Below are 16916 nucleotides of genomic sequence, written 5' to 3'. Positions count from 1 at the left end.
CCCCAGCCGAGCAGTGGGCTTACCTGAACATTGGGGACGAGGATGCGTCGGTAGGTCTCCCCGGTGTCCGGGTCTGCCGACTTACAGCGGCTAACAAAATGAGCGTTGAGGCCTGCGCTTACAGGCATCCCGGATCACCGTCGGCGTTGAACCTTGTCAGGGAGCGCTCCAGTAGCTCCAAAAACTTTCGGAGGTCATCGGCCACCTTGTCGAACTCTGGTTCCTCCAGCGACGCCGTCCGCGTCCGGTAAACGGCCCCATCGGGCCCCGCGACGTAGATCAGGCCGCCGCCATTCGAGCCCATGACCAGGCCATGAGCCTTTTGGTCCGTGCCGACGTCGACAATGCCGTGCTCCTGGAGCTGCAGCAGGACGTCACCGGCCGGATCGAGGAAGAGGCCGTTGCCGACGTCCTCCCAGATGACATCGCCGATGCTCTCGTAGAAGGTGACCAGGTCAGCTGGTGTAGGGGTGATTTGGGCGAGCGTACGAGCCGCGGCTTGATCGTCGTGGTCGGCCGGCCGGACCTGGTTGGTCCCAGGGGGGAAGCCGTGCCGACGCTCGAACTCGCCTGTCATGGTCGTGAGAGTCCCGGAAACTCTGTCTGTCCACCAGGCCAGCCAGGCAGGCGCAAGCGATCGGTCACTCATGAGGCCGGATCATGGCATGAGCCACAGACATCCATGGAGTGCCTAGCGGTTCCAGCGTCAGCGCAATGTCCCGAGCTGCCGATGGGTGATGAGGCAGCAGGCGAGTTTGAGCAACGCTTCGTGGATGTCGGCTCGCCGTTCCCAGCGGATGCGCAGGCGACGGAAGCCGTGCAACCAGGCAAAACTCCTCTCCACGACCCAGCGGTAGGTGCCCAGTCCGGTGCCGTGCAGGGTGCCGCGGCGGGCGATCGCGGGCACGATGCCGCGGGCACGGACCTGGTCCCGGTAGATGTCGTGGTCGTACCCGCGGTCGGCGAACAGCGAGTCCGGCTTCCGGCGAGGATGACCAACCCGGCCGCGGACCGGCGGGATCGCGTCGAGCAGGGGCAGGAGCTGGGTGACGTCGTTGCGGTTGCCGCCGGTCAGCAGCACCGCGAGCGGGGTGCCGTGTCCGTCAGTGATCAAGTGATGCTTGGAACCGGCTCGTCCTCGGTCAACCGGCGATGGACCCGTGTGTTGCCCCCTTTTAGCGCCCTGATGTGCGAGGAGTCGACCACACAGCGGGACCAGTCCAGACGTGCGGCCGCGTTCAGTTCGGCCAGCAGGATCTCGTGCAACCGCTGCCAGACGCCGGCCTCGTTCCAGTCCCGCAACCTGCGCCAGCACGTCATGCCCGACCCGAAGCCGAGGTCCTTGGGTAGGTACTCCCACTGGATCCCGGTGTGCAGCACGTACAAGATCCCGCACAGCACCGCCCGGTCCGGCAACGGCTTGCGACCCGGATACCGGAACCTGCGCTCACGCTGCGGCAGCAGCGGCGCCACACGGTCCCACAGCTCATCCGACACGATCCACGGCGACGTTCCCACACCGGACCGAACGCTCAACTCCCGTCCGGGACACGGCAACCAGGACTGATCCACCTCATTGTGTTAGCCGCTGTTAGACCCACAAACTACCGACCGCCCGTCCATAGGCCCCCGCTGGATGGGCAGGCGTCAGAACACAAGATGGCCGGGCAAAGGTTGATGGGCCAGTCTAGCGGTCTGCCGCTGCACGCACTTCCAGCGGCAGCACACCCGGGGGCACCGGTGGGCATCTAGGCAATCGCCTCTGACTTTCCGTCAAATAGAGCCTGAAACGCTGTGGAAAATTCCCGCATCTCACCCTCGCCCCTGTGGGAGGTGACAGTCTCGAAGTACCACGCACTTTCGGACTCGGTCATCCCTCGCCAGATCCCCCACGTCACGACGATGCGCCCATCCGAACGCTGTGCCGATATCTGCAATTGCCCCTCGCTGGACCGCCAAGTACGAGGTTCACTCCAGCTGCCCGATACGTCAGCCAGTGACGAAATGAATTCCACCAGTCCGTCACCGTCCAGCGTCCGGACCAACTCGCTGACGTCCACCCACGCGCCCTTGGCCCGTACGGTCACATCAAGCGCAGGGTCGTCCCCGTATGGCCGCGTCGGCGTGGAGAACAGCAGGTGGACCCCTTGCCCCGGGTCTCCCACGCGGAGGAGTTGTCCGCCGCGCGCATCGTGAATGATCATTGGCCCATTCTATTGGCTTCTCCCCTTCCCCTGAAGGGTGACGCTTGCCACGCAGTATTGCCGCTCTCGCAGGCCCATTACAGGAGCCTCTTCCTCTGTCACGGGACGCAATTTGGTGATTGTCGTCACTCTGGCCGAACTTTGCGGAAGTCGGGCTATGGGCTTGTGAGTTGAATGCGTCGCATGAGCGTTGGGACAGTTCAACAGGCGGGAGCTGCTGGGGTTGGCACCCGCCAATACGATATAGCTGAGATCAGCGTCCCGTGGAACGCCAGTCGGCGCTCGGAGAGACCGTCGCCACGGTTGTCCTGGCAACGGGTTGACAGAGGCCGCGCGGGGGCCGCGCGCCAGGAATTCCCCCGACCGGGCCGCGGATAGCCGAGCGCCGGCGGAGGCCGGTCACATTGCTTGGACGGCCTGCCGGTCTGCTGGCTCCTGGGGTGCTCGCTGGCTCAGGATTGTCATGCGGCAACCAGGAAGACCGGCGGGTTGCAGCACATGGGTGACCAGTTCGGTCACCTGGCCGTCGAAGAGCGGGAGCGCCATCTGCAGTAGGTGGCCGTCGTAGTGGTCGGCGAAGTCGGCTGCGCCACGGGTCCACAGGTCGCGTACGGCGGGATTCTGACTGGTGTCGCTGATGAGCTGCTGAAGGTCTGGGTCGTGGGGGCGGTCTACGGCCGCGTCGCGGAGCATGCGCACGCACACTTCCGCGTCGGCCTCCCAGTTCAGGTGCTGGTCTCGCGCTTCGGCACTGAGGAGCAGCCACCGCATGAGGTTGGCCCCGGGGGCGGTCGACCACGGGAACAGGGCGGCCATCGACGTGTTGACGGCCAGGACGTTCCAGGTGGCATCGATGACGTAGGCGGGGAAAGGCTGCTGGTCCAGCAGGAGGCGCAGTTCGTCGCTGATGCGTGGTGGCTCTTGGGCTTCCGGGCTGGAGAGGCCCCCGCCGTTGCTGACGAGGAACAGCGCACGTCGCTGGACGCGATCGAGTCCGAGCAACGTGCCGATGGTGTCAAGTTCGTGACGGGTGAGGGTCCGGGTGATCGTTCCGCTTTCAAGGTCCCGGTACCATCGCTCGCTTCTATGCAGGGCGTCGGCCACTTCTCTCTGGAGGATCGGGCGGCCGAGCGTGGTGCTGGCGGCGGCCCTAAAGACGCGCAGTAGAGCGCCGACCCCGGTGGGTCCTTCTTCCCCGCCCCCGCCCCTCACGACCCCGCGCATGCCACGTTCCTCGCAGTTCTCGTCTGCACGGTTCCCGTCCTGCAAGATTGCATCTGGATCTAACCGTGCAAGCCCTCAATGCAATGTCAATCAGGTGCTGCCCCCTGCACTGCATGATAGATCGATGGCGGCGCTGCGCGACCGGCAGAAGATTGCCGGTCACCGCATTTTGACCGACTTGTCCCCCATGGATGCAGAGAGCTTGCGGCCGTCGCACCGCTCCTTGGCTCGCGAAGTCCGCGTATGCATCGGCAAGTTGAGCGGCATTACGGCGCAGCGATCATTTCGGTAGCAGACATCTTGTTACTCCGCTGTGATCTTTACTGTGCATTGACTAATGATCCGGACCAAGCCCAAGATCTGTTCGTCCATACAACGGACCGCAGGTCACGGGGACGAGTCGCGGGGGCGTGAGTGATGCCCTCGCTGGATCAGCGCGGGTGCTCCCGGTCGGATATGACTTGGATCACTCCGGCTGGGCGGTTGAAGAAGCCGCTGCAGTAGGCGACACGAGGGAGGGCACTTTGAAGATCATCTGTGAGGACGTCGGTGGATTCGAGTTGCCGCCCGCACTCCCGTTCGCCGCATCTATCGAGGGAGCCGCATTTTGGCGGCCCCTTCACCCCGCAGAGAGCATTTCAGCAAGATCTGAGTCTTGGCGCATTCCCCGCACATGTTCGTCACCCCAGCCCCAGTGCCTTGACCGGCACCCGACAGCAGGGCGAGCGTTACGCGAAGGGTGCGAATAGCCGGGCGGACAGAGGGCCACACAATCAGCGCCGACACTCACAGGGGATTCAACTGCCGGGCGCCGAGCGCCAAATGGCATTCCAGCCCTGCAGGACGGCGGATTTCGGCCCCTTTTGCGCGCTGAACCTCTCCTCCAGACGCAGGGGCGTCGGCTTCGCCAGGAGGAACGCCCCTAACCCTCCGCCCCGGGCGACGGAACAGCGCTCCCGATCGGCGCGGCAGCCGACTCTCGGCCCCAGATCGAAGTCCTCCGGCCAGCCACCCGCCCTCGGCTGCGGAATGTGATCACTCGGGGACTTTCTGCAACTAGTACAGAGTTTAAGAACCAAGTCTGGATCTTGACGCAGGTCCGTGCGTATGTTCGTCGTCCCCGGGCAGCCCGCCCACGGCGCGAAGGCGAGGAGAGCACGGCACGGACCGCGAAGGTCCAGGAAACAGCGATGGCGCCCGAGAGCGGTAACTCACGGACGCCGAACGCTAAACGGCATGACCGCCCCGGCAAGGGCGGCGACTGCCCACCATCACCACGCTGAGTCCTTCCGAGGGGCGCATCAGCGTGGCAACACTGCACAAGGGAGTATCGCATGTCTCCTGCCCTGCGCATAAGGCCCTTCCGCCTGGCCTGCGCGGCAGCCACCTCCGCCCCGGCGCCTCAGCGCTCCGAGCCGGACCCCACCACCCCGGCGCCGGCGAGTCGCCGGACCCACCGCCTCGTCGGGGGTGGCCGATGAGCAGCGAAGCCCGCGAGTGGGTATGGGAGCACAGCTCCAGCCGAGGGGCCGCGCGTCTGGTCCTGCTGTCGATCGCCGACCGGGTGGCCGACGAGCAGTGCATCTCCTGGGCCTCGCTGTCCAGCCTGGCCAAGCGCACGCGCGCCTCGGTCTCCACGGTGCGCGAAGCCGTCGAGCGTCTGCTCCTGGCCGGCGAGTTGGAACAGCTCGACGACCTGGTGGGCCCGCAGCGCAGCACGGTCTACCGCCTGCCTCTCGCTGCCGTAGCGGTCGCACAGGCGCTGCGAGAGCAGCGGGAGGAAGCGGGTGACACGGCGGTGTCGGACGCGGCCGACGGCCCTGCGAAGCTCCGGCTGTCGGCTCTGCAGCGGTACGGGATCCGCCCGCGTGAGGTGCCGGAATCCCCCGCGAGGGTCCGGAAACCGGCAGTACCGGAAACCGGCAGGTCCAGGCGGAAACCGGCACAGCGGCGTACCGGCCACCGGCACAGCGATGTACCGGCCACCGGCACACAGAACCGTAGTGAACCTGATTTGAACCGGAGGTACAGCAGTGGTGGTGCTGCCGTCCTCCCGGCTACCGAGTGGCGGGTCGACCCCGCCACCCACACCTGGGCCCGCCAGCAGGGACACCTCGACCGCCTCGGCGAGCAGGGCCTGCAGGCCGCCGACGCGAAGTGGCGTGCCCACCGGGCGGGCCATGCTCCAAGGCCGGCGGAAGCCTGGGCTGCCGACTGGCGCTCCTGGATCACCCGGGAGCACTCCCCCAGCCGCCCGAACCTCTACGCCGTGCCCGGCCAGAACACCGCCGCGCCCGGTGGCATGACACGGGCCGAAAGGCACACCGCCGCCCTTCTCGCCGCCCTGGACGAGCCGACCGGAACGGAGGGCTGAACATGGACCGCCGCGAAATCGCCGCCCTGCTGGCCTACGTCGGCCGGCTCGACCCCCGCAGCATCCGCACCGACGAGGGCGAGGCCCGCGACCAGCTCGCCCAGTGGCACGAGCTGCTCGGCGACGTGCCGATGGCCACACCGCACGGCTGGGACGCCCGCGTCGCCGCCCGCCAGCACTTCCGCGCCTCGCCGTACCAGATCCAGCCCGCCGACGTGGTGCGCCCCTGGGAGAGCTACCGGCGCAACCGCCTGGCCCTCCACTGGGACCCCACACCGTCCGCGGATCCGGACGACCAGGCCGCCTGGACCGCAGAGCTGGTCGGCACCCGGCGCGCCGTCGCCGCCGGTATGGCGCAGCCCGCGCAGGCCCCGGCCATCACCAGCAGCCAGGAAGGGATCAACCCGAGGCTGCAGGCTCGGCTGGACCAGATCGGCTCCTGCATACCGCCTGCCGCCCGAGCCGCCCTCGCACCGTTCCGGCCGGCCCGGGCAGCACGCGAAGCCGCCGTCGCGCAAGGGCTGCCCGATGCCCTGAGCGTGCGATGCGAGTGGTGTCTGGCCCCGGTCGGCGAGCCGTGCCGGCGCCGCCGGATCGGCCCCAACGACGGGGTACGTGCCATCACTCCACGCGCCGACCCGCACCCGGGCCGCTTCGACCTCGCCGCCGCTCAGCAGGCTCAGCGCACGGATCAGGCCGAGCAGCCTGCCCTGGCTTGACCGGCGCCTCCGGTGCGTGCATCCCGTCCGCTGCACCGCCGCAACATCACCGTCCCGCGCCGGCTGCGGTGCACGTCCTGTGCCGCATCCGGCACTCGACGCCGCACCCCGAGTACCGCCCTAGCCCGGCCGGTGCGGCAGCACATCGGAGATCTGCCTTGCGCCACATCACCACCCACGACGCGCCGGCCACCGGCCTGCGCGCCATCGCAGACACCAGCTGGCACGTCCGCGGTGCGTGCCACGGCATGGACGTCGAGGACGCCGACGCCGTGTTCTTCCCCGGGCCCCGGGATCATGAGGAGATCGCGGAGGCGAAGGAGCTGTGCGGCTGGTGCCCCGTACGCCGCGAGTGCCTGGACTTCGCTCTGGAGAACGTCCTCAAGGAGGGCGTCTGGGGCGGGCTCACTGAAGCCGAGCGGCGCCCGCTGCACGACAACCTGCACCAGCGTATGGACTATCGGCGTGTGACCGCGTTCTTCCAGGGACGCGACGTGCACCTGACGGAGGCCGAGCGGCAGGTGGTCATCGACCACGCCTACGTCCGGGGCTGGCAGCCCGACCGGCTCGCCGCCGCCCTGCAGATCAGTCACAAGCACGCTCGCGACCTGCTCCGGCAAGCGGCCAACAAGGTCTTCGACCGCGACCGCAATTACGGCGTGCCCCGCTCCAGGAAGAAGCGGAAGAAGACCTCCAAGGCCAAGGGCACTCCCGCGCCCGCAGCTCCCGGCACTCAGCAGCCGACAGGCCGCCCGGCGGCGTCGGCCCCGGCGCAGGCCCCTCTCGGAAAGGCAGCATGACCCATCCTGTCCTCGCCTTCGGTGCTACTTCGGACCTCCCTCTCCTGCTCGCCGCCGTCGTGCCCGCTGCCCTCGCGCTCGTGCTGACCGCCTGGGCGATCCGGCGCCGGGGGACCCGTCCGCAGAAACGTCTCGGCGGCCCGGCGGTCAAGGTCGCCGCCGTCGCCGCCCTGGGCTGCACCGCCTACAGCGCCGACACCAGCTGGCGCTTCGCCGCCGACTACCTCGACATGGCCGGCACCGCCGAGCGCGCCGGAATGTTCGCCGCCGCCGAACTCGCCCTATTCGCCACCGCGCTGATGGCACGGCAGAACCTCGCCGTCCAAGGCGCCCCCGGCCTGCCGGGCACGCTGGTCTGGGTGATCACCACGGTGCAGGTGATCCCCGCCTACGCCGAGAGCGGCCCCGTCGGCGGCACGGTCCGCGCCTTCGTCGGACCGGTCATGGCGGCGATGCTGTGGCACCTGGCCATGGGCATCGAACTGCGCCTGCGCACCCCGGGTGCCGCCTCGCACGGACTGTTCGCCGTCCTGGGCCGGGAGGCACGCGAGCGGCTGCTGTCCCGCCTGGGCATCGCCGCGCGAGGACGCGACGCCGCGCAGATCACCCGGGACCGGGCCACCGCCCGTGCGGTCACCCTCGCCGCCCGCCTCGCCGAGCGCACACCCGAGCAGCAGCAGAGCCGTCGCGGCCGACGGCTGACGCGACGGCTGTCGAAGGCGGTCGGCAGGGCTTCGGTCGGCACCGACCCTCTCCAGCGGGCACAGCTGCTCGACCAGCTCGCCGCCCGGCGACACGCACTCGCGCTCGCCACGGTCCCGCTCCCTTCTCCCTGGTCCCCGGCGCACAGCAGCGCATCGGCCGCCACGGTCCCCGCACAGCCGCCATCGAATGTGCCGGTCCCCGTCCCCGGTCCCGACGGTTCTGACGAGCCGGTCCGGGACCGAGGACCGAGGGCTCCGCGGGGACCAGTCCCCGAGGAGGCGGACCCGGAAGCCGAGGTCGACACAAGGACCAAGAGCGACGCAACGGGGACGGCCGCGGGAACCGAACCGTGTGAAGACGGTGCCGTCCCCGGGACCGAACTCGCGGGACCGGAAGCCGCAGCTGCCATGAGGACCGACCACAGCACACGAGAAGTAGCAGCTCAGGACCCGCCTCATCGAGGACCGGGCATCGCGAAGACGGGGGCCGAGGCCATCGAGGACCGAGGACCGACCGCTCCACAGTCCGGGACCGAGACCACCCAGGACCGAGGACTGACCGCCCCACAGTCCGGGACCGAGACCACCCAGGACCGAGGACACAAGGTCCCGCTTCGCCGGAAGCCGACCAGGACGTCCCGGACGAAGAACAAGGACAAGCGGGCCCGGTCCCGCACTCCGCAGACGGAGCGCCAGGCACGCGAGCTGGGTGAGTCCGAGCGTCAGCTTGTCCGTGAGGTGCGCCCCCATGTTCCCGCCCTGCTCGAACGGGACGGCAACGGCGCGATCACCCGAGTGCAGCTGCGCGAAATCATCCGCCGCCAGGGCCTGACGGGAGTCGGTAACGACCGACTCGGCCTGGTCCTCCACGAGCTGCGGAACGAGGACATCACGACGAGGAGCACAGCCCGATGAAGACCTGCCACCAGTTCAACACCGTCCGTGCGGAGTACGAGCGAGAGATCAGATTCATGCTCGCTCACTCCGAGCGGCACGCGGGCAGGCCGGCGGCGAAGTCCAGTGCGAAGCAAGCTGCCTCCGCGAAGCAGCGGATGGCCCGCGCGCTCAATAGCCATGTCGGGCGCTGCCCCGAGTGCGGCTGAACCGGCAAAGCCCCAGCTCAAGGCCCGCATCCGTAAAGGTGGCCCGGCTCAAGCCGGGCCACCGCCCCTCTCAGGAGGTACGCCATGATTCCTCGTCCCCCTCGCTTTTCCGGGCGGGCCCACCACCGCCGAGGCCGGCGCCTGGGCGGAGGTCCTCGTCCGCCGACACCTCCTCCACGCCGTCGTCCTCATGCCGACCGGGCAGTGGCTCGTCCAGGACCTTCCCAACAAGCCGGTCCGCGTCCTTGCCAGCCCCGCCGAAGTCCTTGCGCTGGAGGCAACCATCCAGCAACGCACCCGCTCTACGAGGTCCGAATCCCGATGACAACCGCACCCAAGAACGGCACCACCCCGGAACCTGATCCCGGCTCCAACTCGGTCTCGGGGCGAGCAAGTTGGGGCGGAAGCATAGCTTCCGCCGAGCCCGCCCCAGAGGGGGCGAGAGAGGACCTGCACCGGGGGGCGCAGGTCCTTGAGGCTTCGACCGGGGGCGGATCGAAGCCGGGGCAGGAGGGGAATCAGGCAGATCCGCGCGCCAGCCGACAGCTTGCTCCCCGCGCCCGTCAGCGACCGCGTCAGCCCCCTGCAAAGAAGCGTCTGCGTCAGCCCGCCACGCGATTCAACGAAGACGAGTACGCCCTGATTACATCCGCCGCCGCCCGGTGCAATCTGTCCGTCGCCGGGTTCCTCGCCCGCTCTGCACTCGCCGCTGCTCGCGATCTCGACCGCACCAGTGCTGAGATCGCCGACGAGCGTGAAGTGATCACAGCGCTGTTCGACAGCCGACGGCGGCTCGGCTGGGCCGGCAGCAACCTCAACCAGGCAGTCAAGGCACTCAACTCAGGTGCAGACGTCCCTCACCTCGAAGCGGCCGTCGCCGCCGTCCGACGTGCCGCCGACACCGCGCACGAAGCCGCCGCACGGCTGATCGAGCACCGCGGCTCATGATCCCCAGCGTCAACTCCTCAGGCTCCCGGACCATCGGGCTCCTGGCCTACCTCTACGGCCCGGGCAAGCACGAGGAACACACCGACCCCCATCTCGTGGCCTCCTTCGACGGCATGTCCCCCGACCCCGGCCGCGACCCGAACGCCACCCTCACCGACCTCCAGCAGCTCCTCGACCAGCCGGTCATGGCCCTCGCCAAGCACGCCCGTCCGGCCAAGCACGTGTGGCACACCTCCGTCCGCGCCGCCACCGGCGACCGAATCCTGTCCGACGAGGAGTGGGCCGGCATCGCCCGTCGCATCGTCGCCGCCACCGGCATCGACCCCGGCGACAGACAGCCCGGCTGCCGCTGGGCTGCCGTACGCCACGCAGAAGACCACATCCACATCGTCGCCACCCTCGTCACCGAAGACGGCCACCGCCCCGACGACTACCGCTCCGGCGCCCGCGCCCAGGCCGAAGCCCGCCTCATCGAAAAGGAACTCGGCCTCCATCAGGTCGCGCCCGGTGACGGCACCGCAGCAAAGCGGCCCACCAGCGCCGAACGCCACAAGGCCGAACGCCAGGGCCGCGAGCGCACCGCGCGCGAAGAACTGCGGGAGAGCGTACGTCGAGCGGTGGCCGGCGCCCGAAGCGAAGTGGAGTTCTTCGACCGCCTCGCCGCCGCCGGCCTGCTGATCCGCAAGCGCGAGGCCCCGTCCGGCGACCTGCTCGGCTACAAGGTGGCCCTGCCTGATGACCGCAACAAAGACGGTGAGCCCGTGTTCTACCCCGGCGCGCGCCTTGCCCCGGATCTGTCCCTGCCACGGATCCGGGAGCGCTGGTCCGCCGACTTCGACAAGACGGCGTCGCCAGATTCCGCTGGCAACGCCTCGTCCAACAGCCCTTCTGTAGCACGTCGCCGGACGGCCACGGCTGCGTGGGTGGCAATCGGGGCCGTCGAGTACGGTGACGACGCGGTCGCTGCCGCGTACATCGCCGCGACCGGCGAGATCCTGGACGCCCTCGCGAAGACGTCCGCCGCCCAAACCCGACGCGAACTACGCGATGCCGCCTTCGCGTTCGAGCGAGTCTCGCGCTCCCACGTACGCGCTGCACGCGGACACGACCGCGCCCTGCGGCAGGCGGCCCGCGACCTCGTCCACGGAGGCCCGGCCCTCGGCCGGGGCGAGGACGGCGCCACCACCGCTATGGCGATCGACATGCTGTTCTTCCTCGTCACGGCCGCCGCCCACTGGCATGCGCGGAAGGGGCACGCCCAGCAGGCCGAAGCCGCGACTCGGGCCGCCGAGCACCTGCGCAACGCCTACCGACCCGCCGCCGCTCAGCCGCTCGGCCTGCTCTACCAGCGCGGCCGACGCCTGAGCCAGCCGATGCTCCAGCGGCAGACAGCGCTTCTGCGCGAATCGCTGCCGAGCCTGGCCGAGCAGATCCTCGCCGAACCCGGCTGGTACGCCCTGGCAGCGACCATCGCAGAAGCCGACGCCGCCGGCCACGACCCGGCCGCGCTCCTGGCCGACGCCGTGGAGAGCCGTGAACTCGGCACCGCCGATTCCGTCAGTGACGTCCTGGTGTGGCGTTTGCGGCGGCGCGCAGATCTGCCGGCCGACGCTCCTGGAATCCCGGAGAACCACATGACAAGGAGTCCGGCGACCAGGCGCCCGCCGACGCCCGGGCCCACCGCATCTGGCCGCCGTTTCGGTGACGAGGCACCCGGCAACACGCGATGAGGCCGGTGCGGCTGCGCCTCAGAGGAACTCGTGGACACCGCGCACTCTCGTACGCAGCTTCGCCTGGGTCGCCCGGCTGTCGAGGCGGACGTCGAGTGCACCGGAAAGCGATGTGCCGACGCGGAGGCCCTCCGGCAACCGGGAAGCATCGAGCCCGTCCCGCTGAGCGATCAGCACACCCAGGCCGTGACGACTCACGGCATCCCTACCCGCAAGGTGGTGTACACCGCAGGCGCCAGTGAAGGCCAACTCCAGCAGAGCAGCGGCGAGGTCCCCGACATGCACGGGACAGCGGACGTCGTCGGTGAACAGCGCACCGGTTCGGGAGCCGGTCGCAAGGTCGTGCACGAGGCGGACATGCTCGGACTGGATGCCGCCGATGATCAGAGAGGTACGGGCGATGACGGCGGCGGGAGCCAGTAGCCGGATGCCCGTCTCCGCCGCTGCCTTCGCTGCCCCGTACGGAGTGACTGGATCTGGGGAGACAGGACTCGTCGTAGTGGACTCGGCTGCCGGAGAACACGGCGTCGCTGCTGACGTGAACGAGGCGGCAGTCGTACTTCACCGCGGCCATCGCCAGACGGACGGGGCCTTCGGCCGTGACGGCCCAGTCGGCGCTGCCGCTGCTCGCGTTGATGACCACGCAGGGGGCAAGCGAGGCAACGACCTCTTCGACACGACTGCCGTCTCGCAGGTCCACCTCGTGCCACGTGGCCTCCGGACCATCGCACGGCCTGGTCGCGAAGGTCGCGGCGACGCGATGCCCAGCGGCAGATGCCTGGCGGACCAGCTCGGTGCCCAGGAACCCGCTGCCTCCGACAAGAAGGACAGTCATGGCATGCCACGGTAGACGCCCCCCACCTCACTCTGAACGCCTCGCCCCGAGCGACGCTGCCTTGAGGATGCAGGGATATGCCCTTGTGACCTGCCGAAAGTCACTGTGGACTTTGTGAATTGAAACCGCCGAGGGCGTGGGGCACGATCATGAAACGCGCAGGACGAGGTGCCGAGGTAGAGGAGGACGCCAGGGTGTTTCACCGGATACGCCGCAGGGCCAAGGAACCGAGCGAAGCTCAGCGACAGTTCGCCGAACTGCACGCGCGGATGCAGGGCCAGGTCCCGCCCGGCATCGGAGTGCCGGCGCCTAAGCCGCAGTCCGCCGAGCCAGCGGCCATCGTGGACGACTTCCTCCCGGCGGAACTGCGGGTGCCGAGCCACGACCAGGTCGAAGGCAAGATGATGCCGTGGAAGCAGCCCCTGGTCCTCGACGGTGAGATGGCCACCTGCGCCGAGTGCGGCGCATACCGGGACTGGCTCATCCTCTCCACCCGCGGTGAGATCTGGCTGCGCTGCAGGGCCGGACACCAGCAATTGGAGACGCGCATCGACACCGCCTGGTACAACCGCAACAGCGGACCGGCGGATGCGACTTACGCCACGTTCGAGGACTGCCTGCACCACCTCGGGCACTGACCACCACTCCCACGACCCCACCGGGCCCGAGGGCCCGCACTGACCACCCGTCGCCTAGCACCAAGGGGTCAGTTCCGTCATGCGCGTTCGCGTCGCCACCACCGCACTTGGCATCACCGCCGCCCTCCTCGCCGTGCCCGCCTGTTCCACCGACACCACCGGGTCCGAGCACCAGACCTCCTCCTCTCGTATGGGAAAGCCGACCGACGCCGCCCGGGAGCCGGCCGCGCTCTCCTCGGCCGCACTCGAGTCCCGCCTGCTCGACCCGCGCGACCTCGGCAGCGGCTACCTTCCCAAGCCGGAGCGTCCGGCCCAGCACGACGACGTCAAGGTCATCGGCTGCCCGGCCTTGAGCGAGCTGGGCGGCGACGCGGCAACTGGCGGCACGCTCGCCTTCCCGCACAGGGCGAAGGTGGACTTCACCTACGGCGGCAGCTCCTCGGAGATCTCCGAGGAGCTGTACAGCGACAGCGTGAAGAAGCTCTCCGACGGCATCGGCCGGATCTTCGACGCCATGACAGGCTGCCCGGCCTATCAGGTCGTCTCCGGTGGCACCCCGGTCGACGTGACCTCGCAGAAGCTGCCCGCACCCACCGTCGGCGGTGATAAGCGGTGGAGCCTGCTCCTGACCTTCATCGCCGGGGGTCGGAGCACCGTGGTCAAGCAGACCGCGATCCGCGACGGCAACCTGCTACTGGTCGTCTCCGGCTCCCCGGCCCTCGTCGACCGCCACCTCGACAAGGCCCTCGCCAAGGCCACAGTCACGAGCTGACCTGCGCGCGCGTCACGCAGCTGCCTCCGACCACCGCGGGTCGGGGGCAGCAGCGCGTTACGGGGCTGCGCATGGACAACCCGTCGGCCACTTCCCCCGGGAAATAGGAAAGTCCGGCGCCCCCAACTGGAGGATGCCGGACTGGCGGTCGTCGAGAGGTGCGCAGGACGTTAGATGGCTGGCGCGCGCAGGAGGCGCTCCTGGGTGGCCTCGGGCAGGACCCGCCGCAGGACCGGTGCGGTCGAGCTGAGGGAGGCCGCGAAGGCGGCAACGAGATCGTGCGGGACGCTGGCGGCGAACGAGGCCACCCACAGAAGCGGGGCGCCGAGCACGGGCTCGGCCCACGCCTGCCATCCGGGCGGTCCCGTCTCGTCGTCCTCGGCGGACACGGCCCGTGGGTCGCCGTCCTGGATGAGGGGCGGCACCTCCCCCAGGCTGATGTGCGAGGTGAAGGTCGGATCCGTCGCCACCGCCTCGGGCTGGTCGATGTCGCGGAACCAGCCGTGGGCGGCGACAGCGTCAAGGACCAGCTCGGGCCTCGCGAGCACCGAGGCAGGCTGATTGCCTGCGTCGAGCGCGACGAGGAAGTCGACCACCGCCTCGCCGGGGACGTCACGGGTGAAGTAGGCCGACCACTGGGCGAGCGGGCTGCTCGCCTCGGCTCGGGCGGAGATCTGCCAGGCGATCGGCAGCCCACCCAGATGGAACGGTTCGTCCGGCAGCGCCCACTGGGCCCAGCGCAAGGCGTCGGGGCTGATGTGGAGGACGGTGCTGCGCAGGACCTGGCGGTCCTCCGGTTCCTCGTCCGGCTCGTGCCGTCCGCGGACGATCGTCAGGCTCGTCCAGCCCAGGCCGGCGAGCGCGTCGGCGACGACGTCGTAGAGGCGTCCATCGTCGCCGGCCAAGTGCCGGGGACCGACCCAGAAAGCAGGTTGGCCGCCGCGCGGGGCGGACGGGTCGGGCGGAAGGTCGGGGTACAGAGGCGCCTCCAATGACTCGGTGCGGGTCTAGTTGCCGCCGGCGCGGCGGCGAGGGCGGCGCGGGGGCGCCTGGACGGGGCCCTGCCAGGTCAGGGCGATGGCAACCTCCGGCAGAAGGTGGCCAAGCTGTGCGTCCGGCTCGGCTCCTTCGGCGAGGTAGACAACGGTCCGGCCGGTCTCATCGACCGACTGCAGGACCTGCGCCAAGCGATGCGCCATCGGGAAGAACGGGTTCATGGCCTGACGGACCGGAGCACTCCGGTCGCAGCCGGACAACCGATCGATGAGATCGCCGACGGTCATCTCCGAGGACGTCACGAACAGCCTCCTAGGGCTCGGGGGAAACAGGGGCGGTGAAGCCGGACCGGCCTACGGCACCGCCAGCGCTCACAGGGCGGGCGCCATGTATCGGTGGCCGCGCTGTCAGAGACGGCGTGAGGTCTCCAGCACCCTCGCCACGGCGGCGGCGACGATGTCGGCCGGCGTCTCGGTGTCGAACGACAGGTGGTAGCCGCGGACCTGGGCGGTGCCGGTGACAGCAATCTTCCACCCCTCGCCGTCCGTGCCGGGTCGGCCGAGCGGGAACCAGCCGAGGTAGAACCGGCCGTCCTTGGAGCTGACGTGCACGTCAGCGCGATCATCGACGATCAGATGGAAGTCCTCGGCGGAGAACTGGTCCATGACCAGAGTCGGCTGACCAGGGCCGAGCTGCCACTCCCGCAGTCTCAGGGCTTCCACGGTGGTGGAGAAACCGGGGCCCGCAGGGGCTACGGTCACGAGCAATCACCTCTCTGACCTGGGGTTTCTTGCAAGGTCGTCTACGTTGACATGCCCTCGCGCCCGTTGGCCAGTCTTTCCCCGATCATTCCTGTCTGCCCCCGGCGAACTGCCGTCCGTCAACAGCTGTGGCATCTCAGATTCCGTGGCCCTAACGCCAGCTGCCCCGGCGCACTCCCGCGTGGGGACTACGCCGTACAGCCCGCCGGCGACCTTGTCCCGAGTCGGGACACGCGGCGTGTCCCGACTCGGGACATCGGATCCGTCCCGAGTCGGGACAGGTATCCCACGATGACTTTGCTACTGGTTCCCCAAGCGTCACCAGCCCAAGGAGGGACACCGCCCTCCTCGGGGCTTCACAGGCTCTCTGCCGAGCCTGTCTCCTCCGACAGCGAGACGGATCGCGAAGCATCGGTCCGCCAGAGCCCCCCAAGGTCGGCAAGATGCTGGCGAAGGGCGCCGCGCTGCTCCTCAAGGTCCTGCGAGGCGGGAGACAGAAGAAAGACATTGTCTCGGTAGGGACGGAAACCCAGGCTCTCCCACCCCTGGGCAATTTTGGCGTTCACGCGGTCCCACTCGGCTCTGGCCGTCAGCCGATGGCTGCTGAGATCGGTGATGCCGGGCGAACAGGCGACGGCCCGGCAGCCGGCCATGAGCCGGGTGATCACCTCGCAGGCAAGCACGGCCGCCAGGCCGTGCCCGCGCCATGGCGGATCCAGCGTCACGCAGTCTCGTACAGTTCCTCCGACTCCTCCTCCATGGGCCAGTAGGCGTTGCGGCCTCGATCGAGGTGCACCCGGTAGAACGTCATGGAGCCGACGACTACGTCCTCGACCGTGCACGAGGGACAGTCAGCAGTCGCACAACCGCTGGAGCTGACCGGCTCGTGATGTTCACCATGGGCGCGTCGGCGGTGCAGGATGGCCACATCCCAGCACTCCAGCGTGTCAGCCTGGGGAGTGTCCCAGAGTCCGTCGTCGTAGGAGATGCGCAGGTGCAGCTCGGAGGGGTCGCCTGGCAGCGGGGAGGGCTCGGTCACCGCCGCAGCGTAACGAGGTCTCCGATCGTTCGTGGATAACGGAGCCCCAGCTCAGGGACTGCGTGCCCA

At 69.1% G+C, this 16916-nt stretch carries 18 protein-coding genes and 1 pseudogene; 9 read left to right on the top strand and 10 right to left on the bottom strand.

Features of this window, described 5'->3' with window-relative positions; all coding sequences use genetic code 11:
• Window positions 1-118: 118 nt before the first annotated feature.
• From HZS56_RS11910 to HZS56_RS11895, 4 genes are all read right to left on the bottom strand, one after another.
• The gene (locus HZS56_RS11910; protein WP_108990591.1) at window positions 119-577 is read right to left on the bottom strand and encodes an SMI1/KNR4 family protein; all 459 of its coding nucleotides are present in this window, start codon (window positions 575-577) and stop codon (window positions 119-121) included.
• A 129-nt stretch (window positions 578-706) separates the two neighbouring features.
• Window positions 707-1557, bottom strand: a protein-coding gene (locus tag HZS56_RS11905) for an IS5 family transposase (RefSeq protein ID WP_108990632.1) whose coding sequence is annotated in 2 segments (ribosomal slippage) — window positions 707-1192 and window positions 1195-1557 — 849 coding nt in all. Because the reading frame shifts where the segments join, the coding sequence is not laid out codon by codon here.
• Between the two features lie 191 nt (window positions 1558-1748).
• Entirely contained in the window at window positions 1749-2204 is a 456-nt protein-coding gene (locus HZS56_RS11900; protein ID WP_108990592.1) for a DUF6228 family protein, read from the bottom strand.
• Between the two features lie 399 nt (window positions 2205-2603).
• Window positions 2604-3308, bottom strand: coding sequence for an MmyB family transcriptional regulator (locus tag HZS56_RS11895; RefSeq protein WP_369695815.1), 705 nt, complete (start codon window positions 3306-3308; stop codon window positions 2604-2606).
• Between the two features lie 1597 nt (window positions 3309-4905).
• On the opposite strand from HZS56_RS11895, the gene HZS56_RS11890 reads away from it, so the two are divergent.
• The 7 genes from HZS56_RS11890 (at window position 4906) to HZS56_RS11860 (ending at window position 11806) form a co-directional block, all read left to right on the top strand.
• On the top strand, window positions 4906-5802 hold the full coding sequence (locus HZS56_RS11890) for a helix-turn-helix domain-containing protein (protein WP_216720662.1): 897 nt from the start codon (window positions 4906-4908) through the stop codon (window positions 5800-5802).
• Window positions 5803-5804: 2 nt separating this feature from the next.
• Window positions 5805-6521, top strand: a complete 717-nt coding sequence (locus HZS56_RS11885) for a zinc finger domain-containing protein (protein ID WP_108990595.1) — start codon at window positions 5805-5807, stop codon at window positions 6519-6521.
• 158 nt (window positions 6522-6679) lie between these two features.
• Complete coding sequence (locus HZS56_RS11880) at window positions 6680-7321, top strand: WhiB family transcriptional regulator (RefSeq protein WP_108990596.1); 642 nt, start codon at window positions 6680-6682, stop codon at window positions 7319-7321.
• Window positions 7318-8940: a hypothetical protein gene (locus tag HZS56_RS11875; RefSeq protein WP_108990597.1), complete on the top strand. Its 1623-nt coding sequence runs from the start codon at window positions 7318-7320 to the stop codon at window positions 8938-8940. The genes HZS56_RS11880 and HZS56_RS11875 overlap by 4 nt, the downstream gene beginning before the upstream one ends.
• The gene (locus HZS56_RS11870) at window positions 8937-9128 is read left to right on the top strand and encodes a hypothetical protein (protein ID WP_108990598.1); all 192 of its coding nucleotides are present in this window, start codon (window positions 8937-8939) and stop codon (window positions 9126-9128) included. Before HZS56_RS11875 ends, HZS56_RS11870 begins: the two co-directional genes overlap by 4 nt.
• Window positions 9129-9449: 321 nt before the next feature.
• Window positions 9450-10076, top strand: coding sequence for a hypothetical protein (locus HZS56_RS38120; RefSeq protein WP_244942248.1), 627 nt, complete (start codon window positions 9450-9452; stop codon window positions 10074-10076).
• Window positions 10073-11806: a relaxase/mobilization nuclease domain-containing protein gene (locus HZS56_RS11860; RefSeq protein WP_174855479.1), complete on the top strand. Its 1734-nt coding sequence runs from the start codon at window positions 10073-10075 to the stop codon at window positions 11804-11806. Before HZS56_RS38120 ends, HZS56_RS11860 begins: the two co-directional genes overlap by 4 nt.
• Before the next feature lie 18 nt (window positions 11807-11824).
• Here the strand turns inward: HZS56_RS11860 and HZS56_RS11855 are convergent.
• Window positions 11825-12641, bottom strand: a pseudogene (locus HZS56_RS11855) (SDR family oxidoreductase).
• Between the two features lie 194 nt (window positions 12642-12835).
• On the opposite strand from HZS56_RS11855, the gene HZS56_RS11850 reads away from it, so the two are divergent.
• Both HZS56_RS11850 and HZS56_RS11845 read left to right on the top strand, forming a co-directional pair.
• Window positions 12836-13279: a hypothetical protein gene (locus tag HZS56_RS11850; RefSeq protein WP_167468339.1), complete on the top strand. Its 444-nt coding sequence runs from the start codon at window positions 12836-12838 to the stop codon at window positions 13277-13279.
• 79 nt (window positions 13280-13358) lie between these two features.
• Window positions 13359-14051, top strand: a complete 693-nt coding sequence (locus HZS56_RS11845) for a hypothetical protein (protein WP_108990601.1) — start codon at window positions 13359-13361, stop codon at window positions 14049-14051.
• 170 nt (window positions 14052-14221) lie between these two features.
• Here the strand turns inward: HZS56_RS11845 and HZS56_RS11840 are convergent, their stop codons facing one another.
• The 5 genes from HZS56_RS11840 to HZS56_RS11820 form a co-directional block, all read right to left on the bottom strand.
• The gene (locus tag HZS56_RS11840; RefSeq protein WP_108990602.1) at window positions 14222-15043 is read right to left on the bottom strand and encodes an SPDY domain-containing protein; all 822 of its coding nucleotides are present in this window, start codon (window positions 15041-15043) and stop codon (window positions 14222-14224) included.
• Window positions 15044-15058: 15 nt separating this feature from the next.
• Entirely contained in the window at window positions 15059-15349 is a 291-nt protein-coding gene (locus HZS56_RS11835) for a hypothetical protein (protein WP_108990603.1), read from the bottom strand.
• Window positions 15350-15454: 105 nt separating this feature from the next.
• A complete protein-coding gene (locus HZS56_RS11830; protein ID WP_108990604.1) occupies window positions 15455-15808 on the bottom strand; it encodes an SPDY domain-containing protein in 354 nt (117 codons plus the stop codon).
• A 356-nt stretch (window positions 15809-16164) separates the two neighbouring features.
• The gene (locus HZS56_RS11825) at window positions 16165-16533 is read right to left on the bottom strand and encodes a hypothetical protein (protein ID WP_108990605.1); all 369 of its coding nucleotides are present in this window, start codon (window positions 16531-16533) and stop codon (window positions 16165-16167) included.
• A complete protein-coding gene (locus HZS56_RS11820) occupies window positions 16530-16847 on the bottom strand; it encodes a hypothetical protein (protein ID WP_108990606.1) in 318 nt (105 codons plus the stop codon). The genes HZS56_RS11825 and HZS56_RS11820 overlap by 4 nt, the downstream gene beginning before the upstream one ends.
• Window positions 16848-16916: the final 69 nt, after the last annotated feature.

Origin of the sequence: Streptomyces mayonensis (assembly GCF_018982965.1) — a bacterium.
GTDB lineage: Bacteria > Actinomycetota > Actinomycetes > Streptomycetales > Streptomycetaceae > Streptomyces > Streptomyces mayonensis.
The sequence above is the reverse complement of the archived record's forward strand: the minus strand, read 5'-3'. Positions and strand labels throughout refer to the sequence as shown.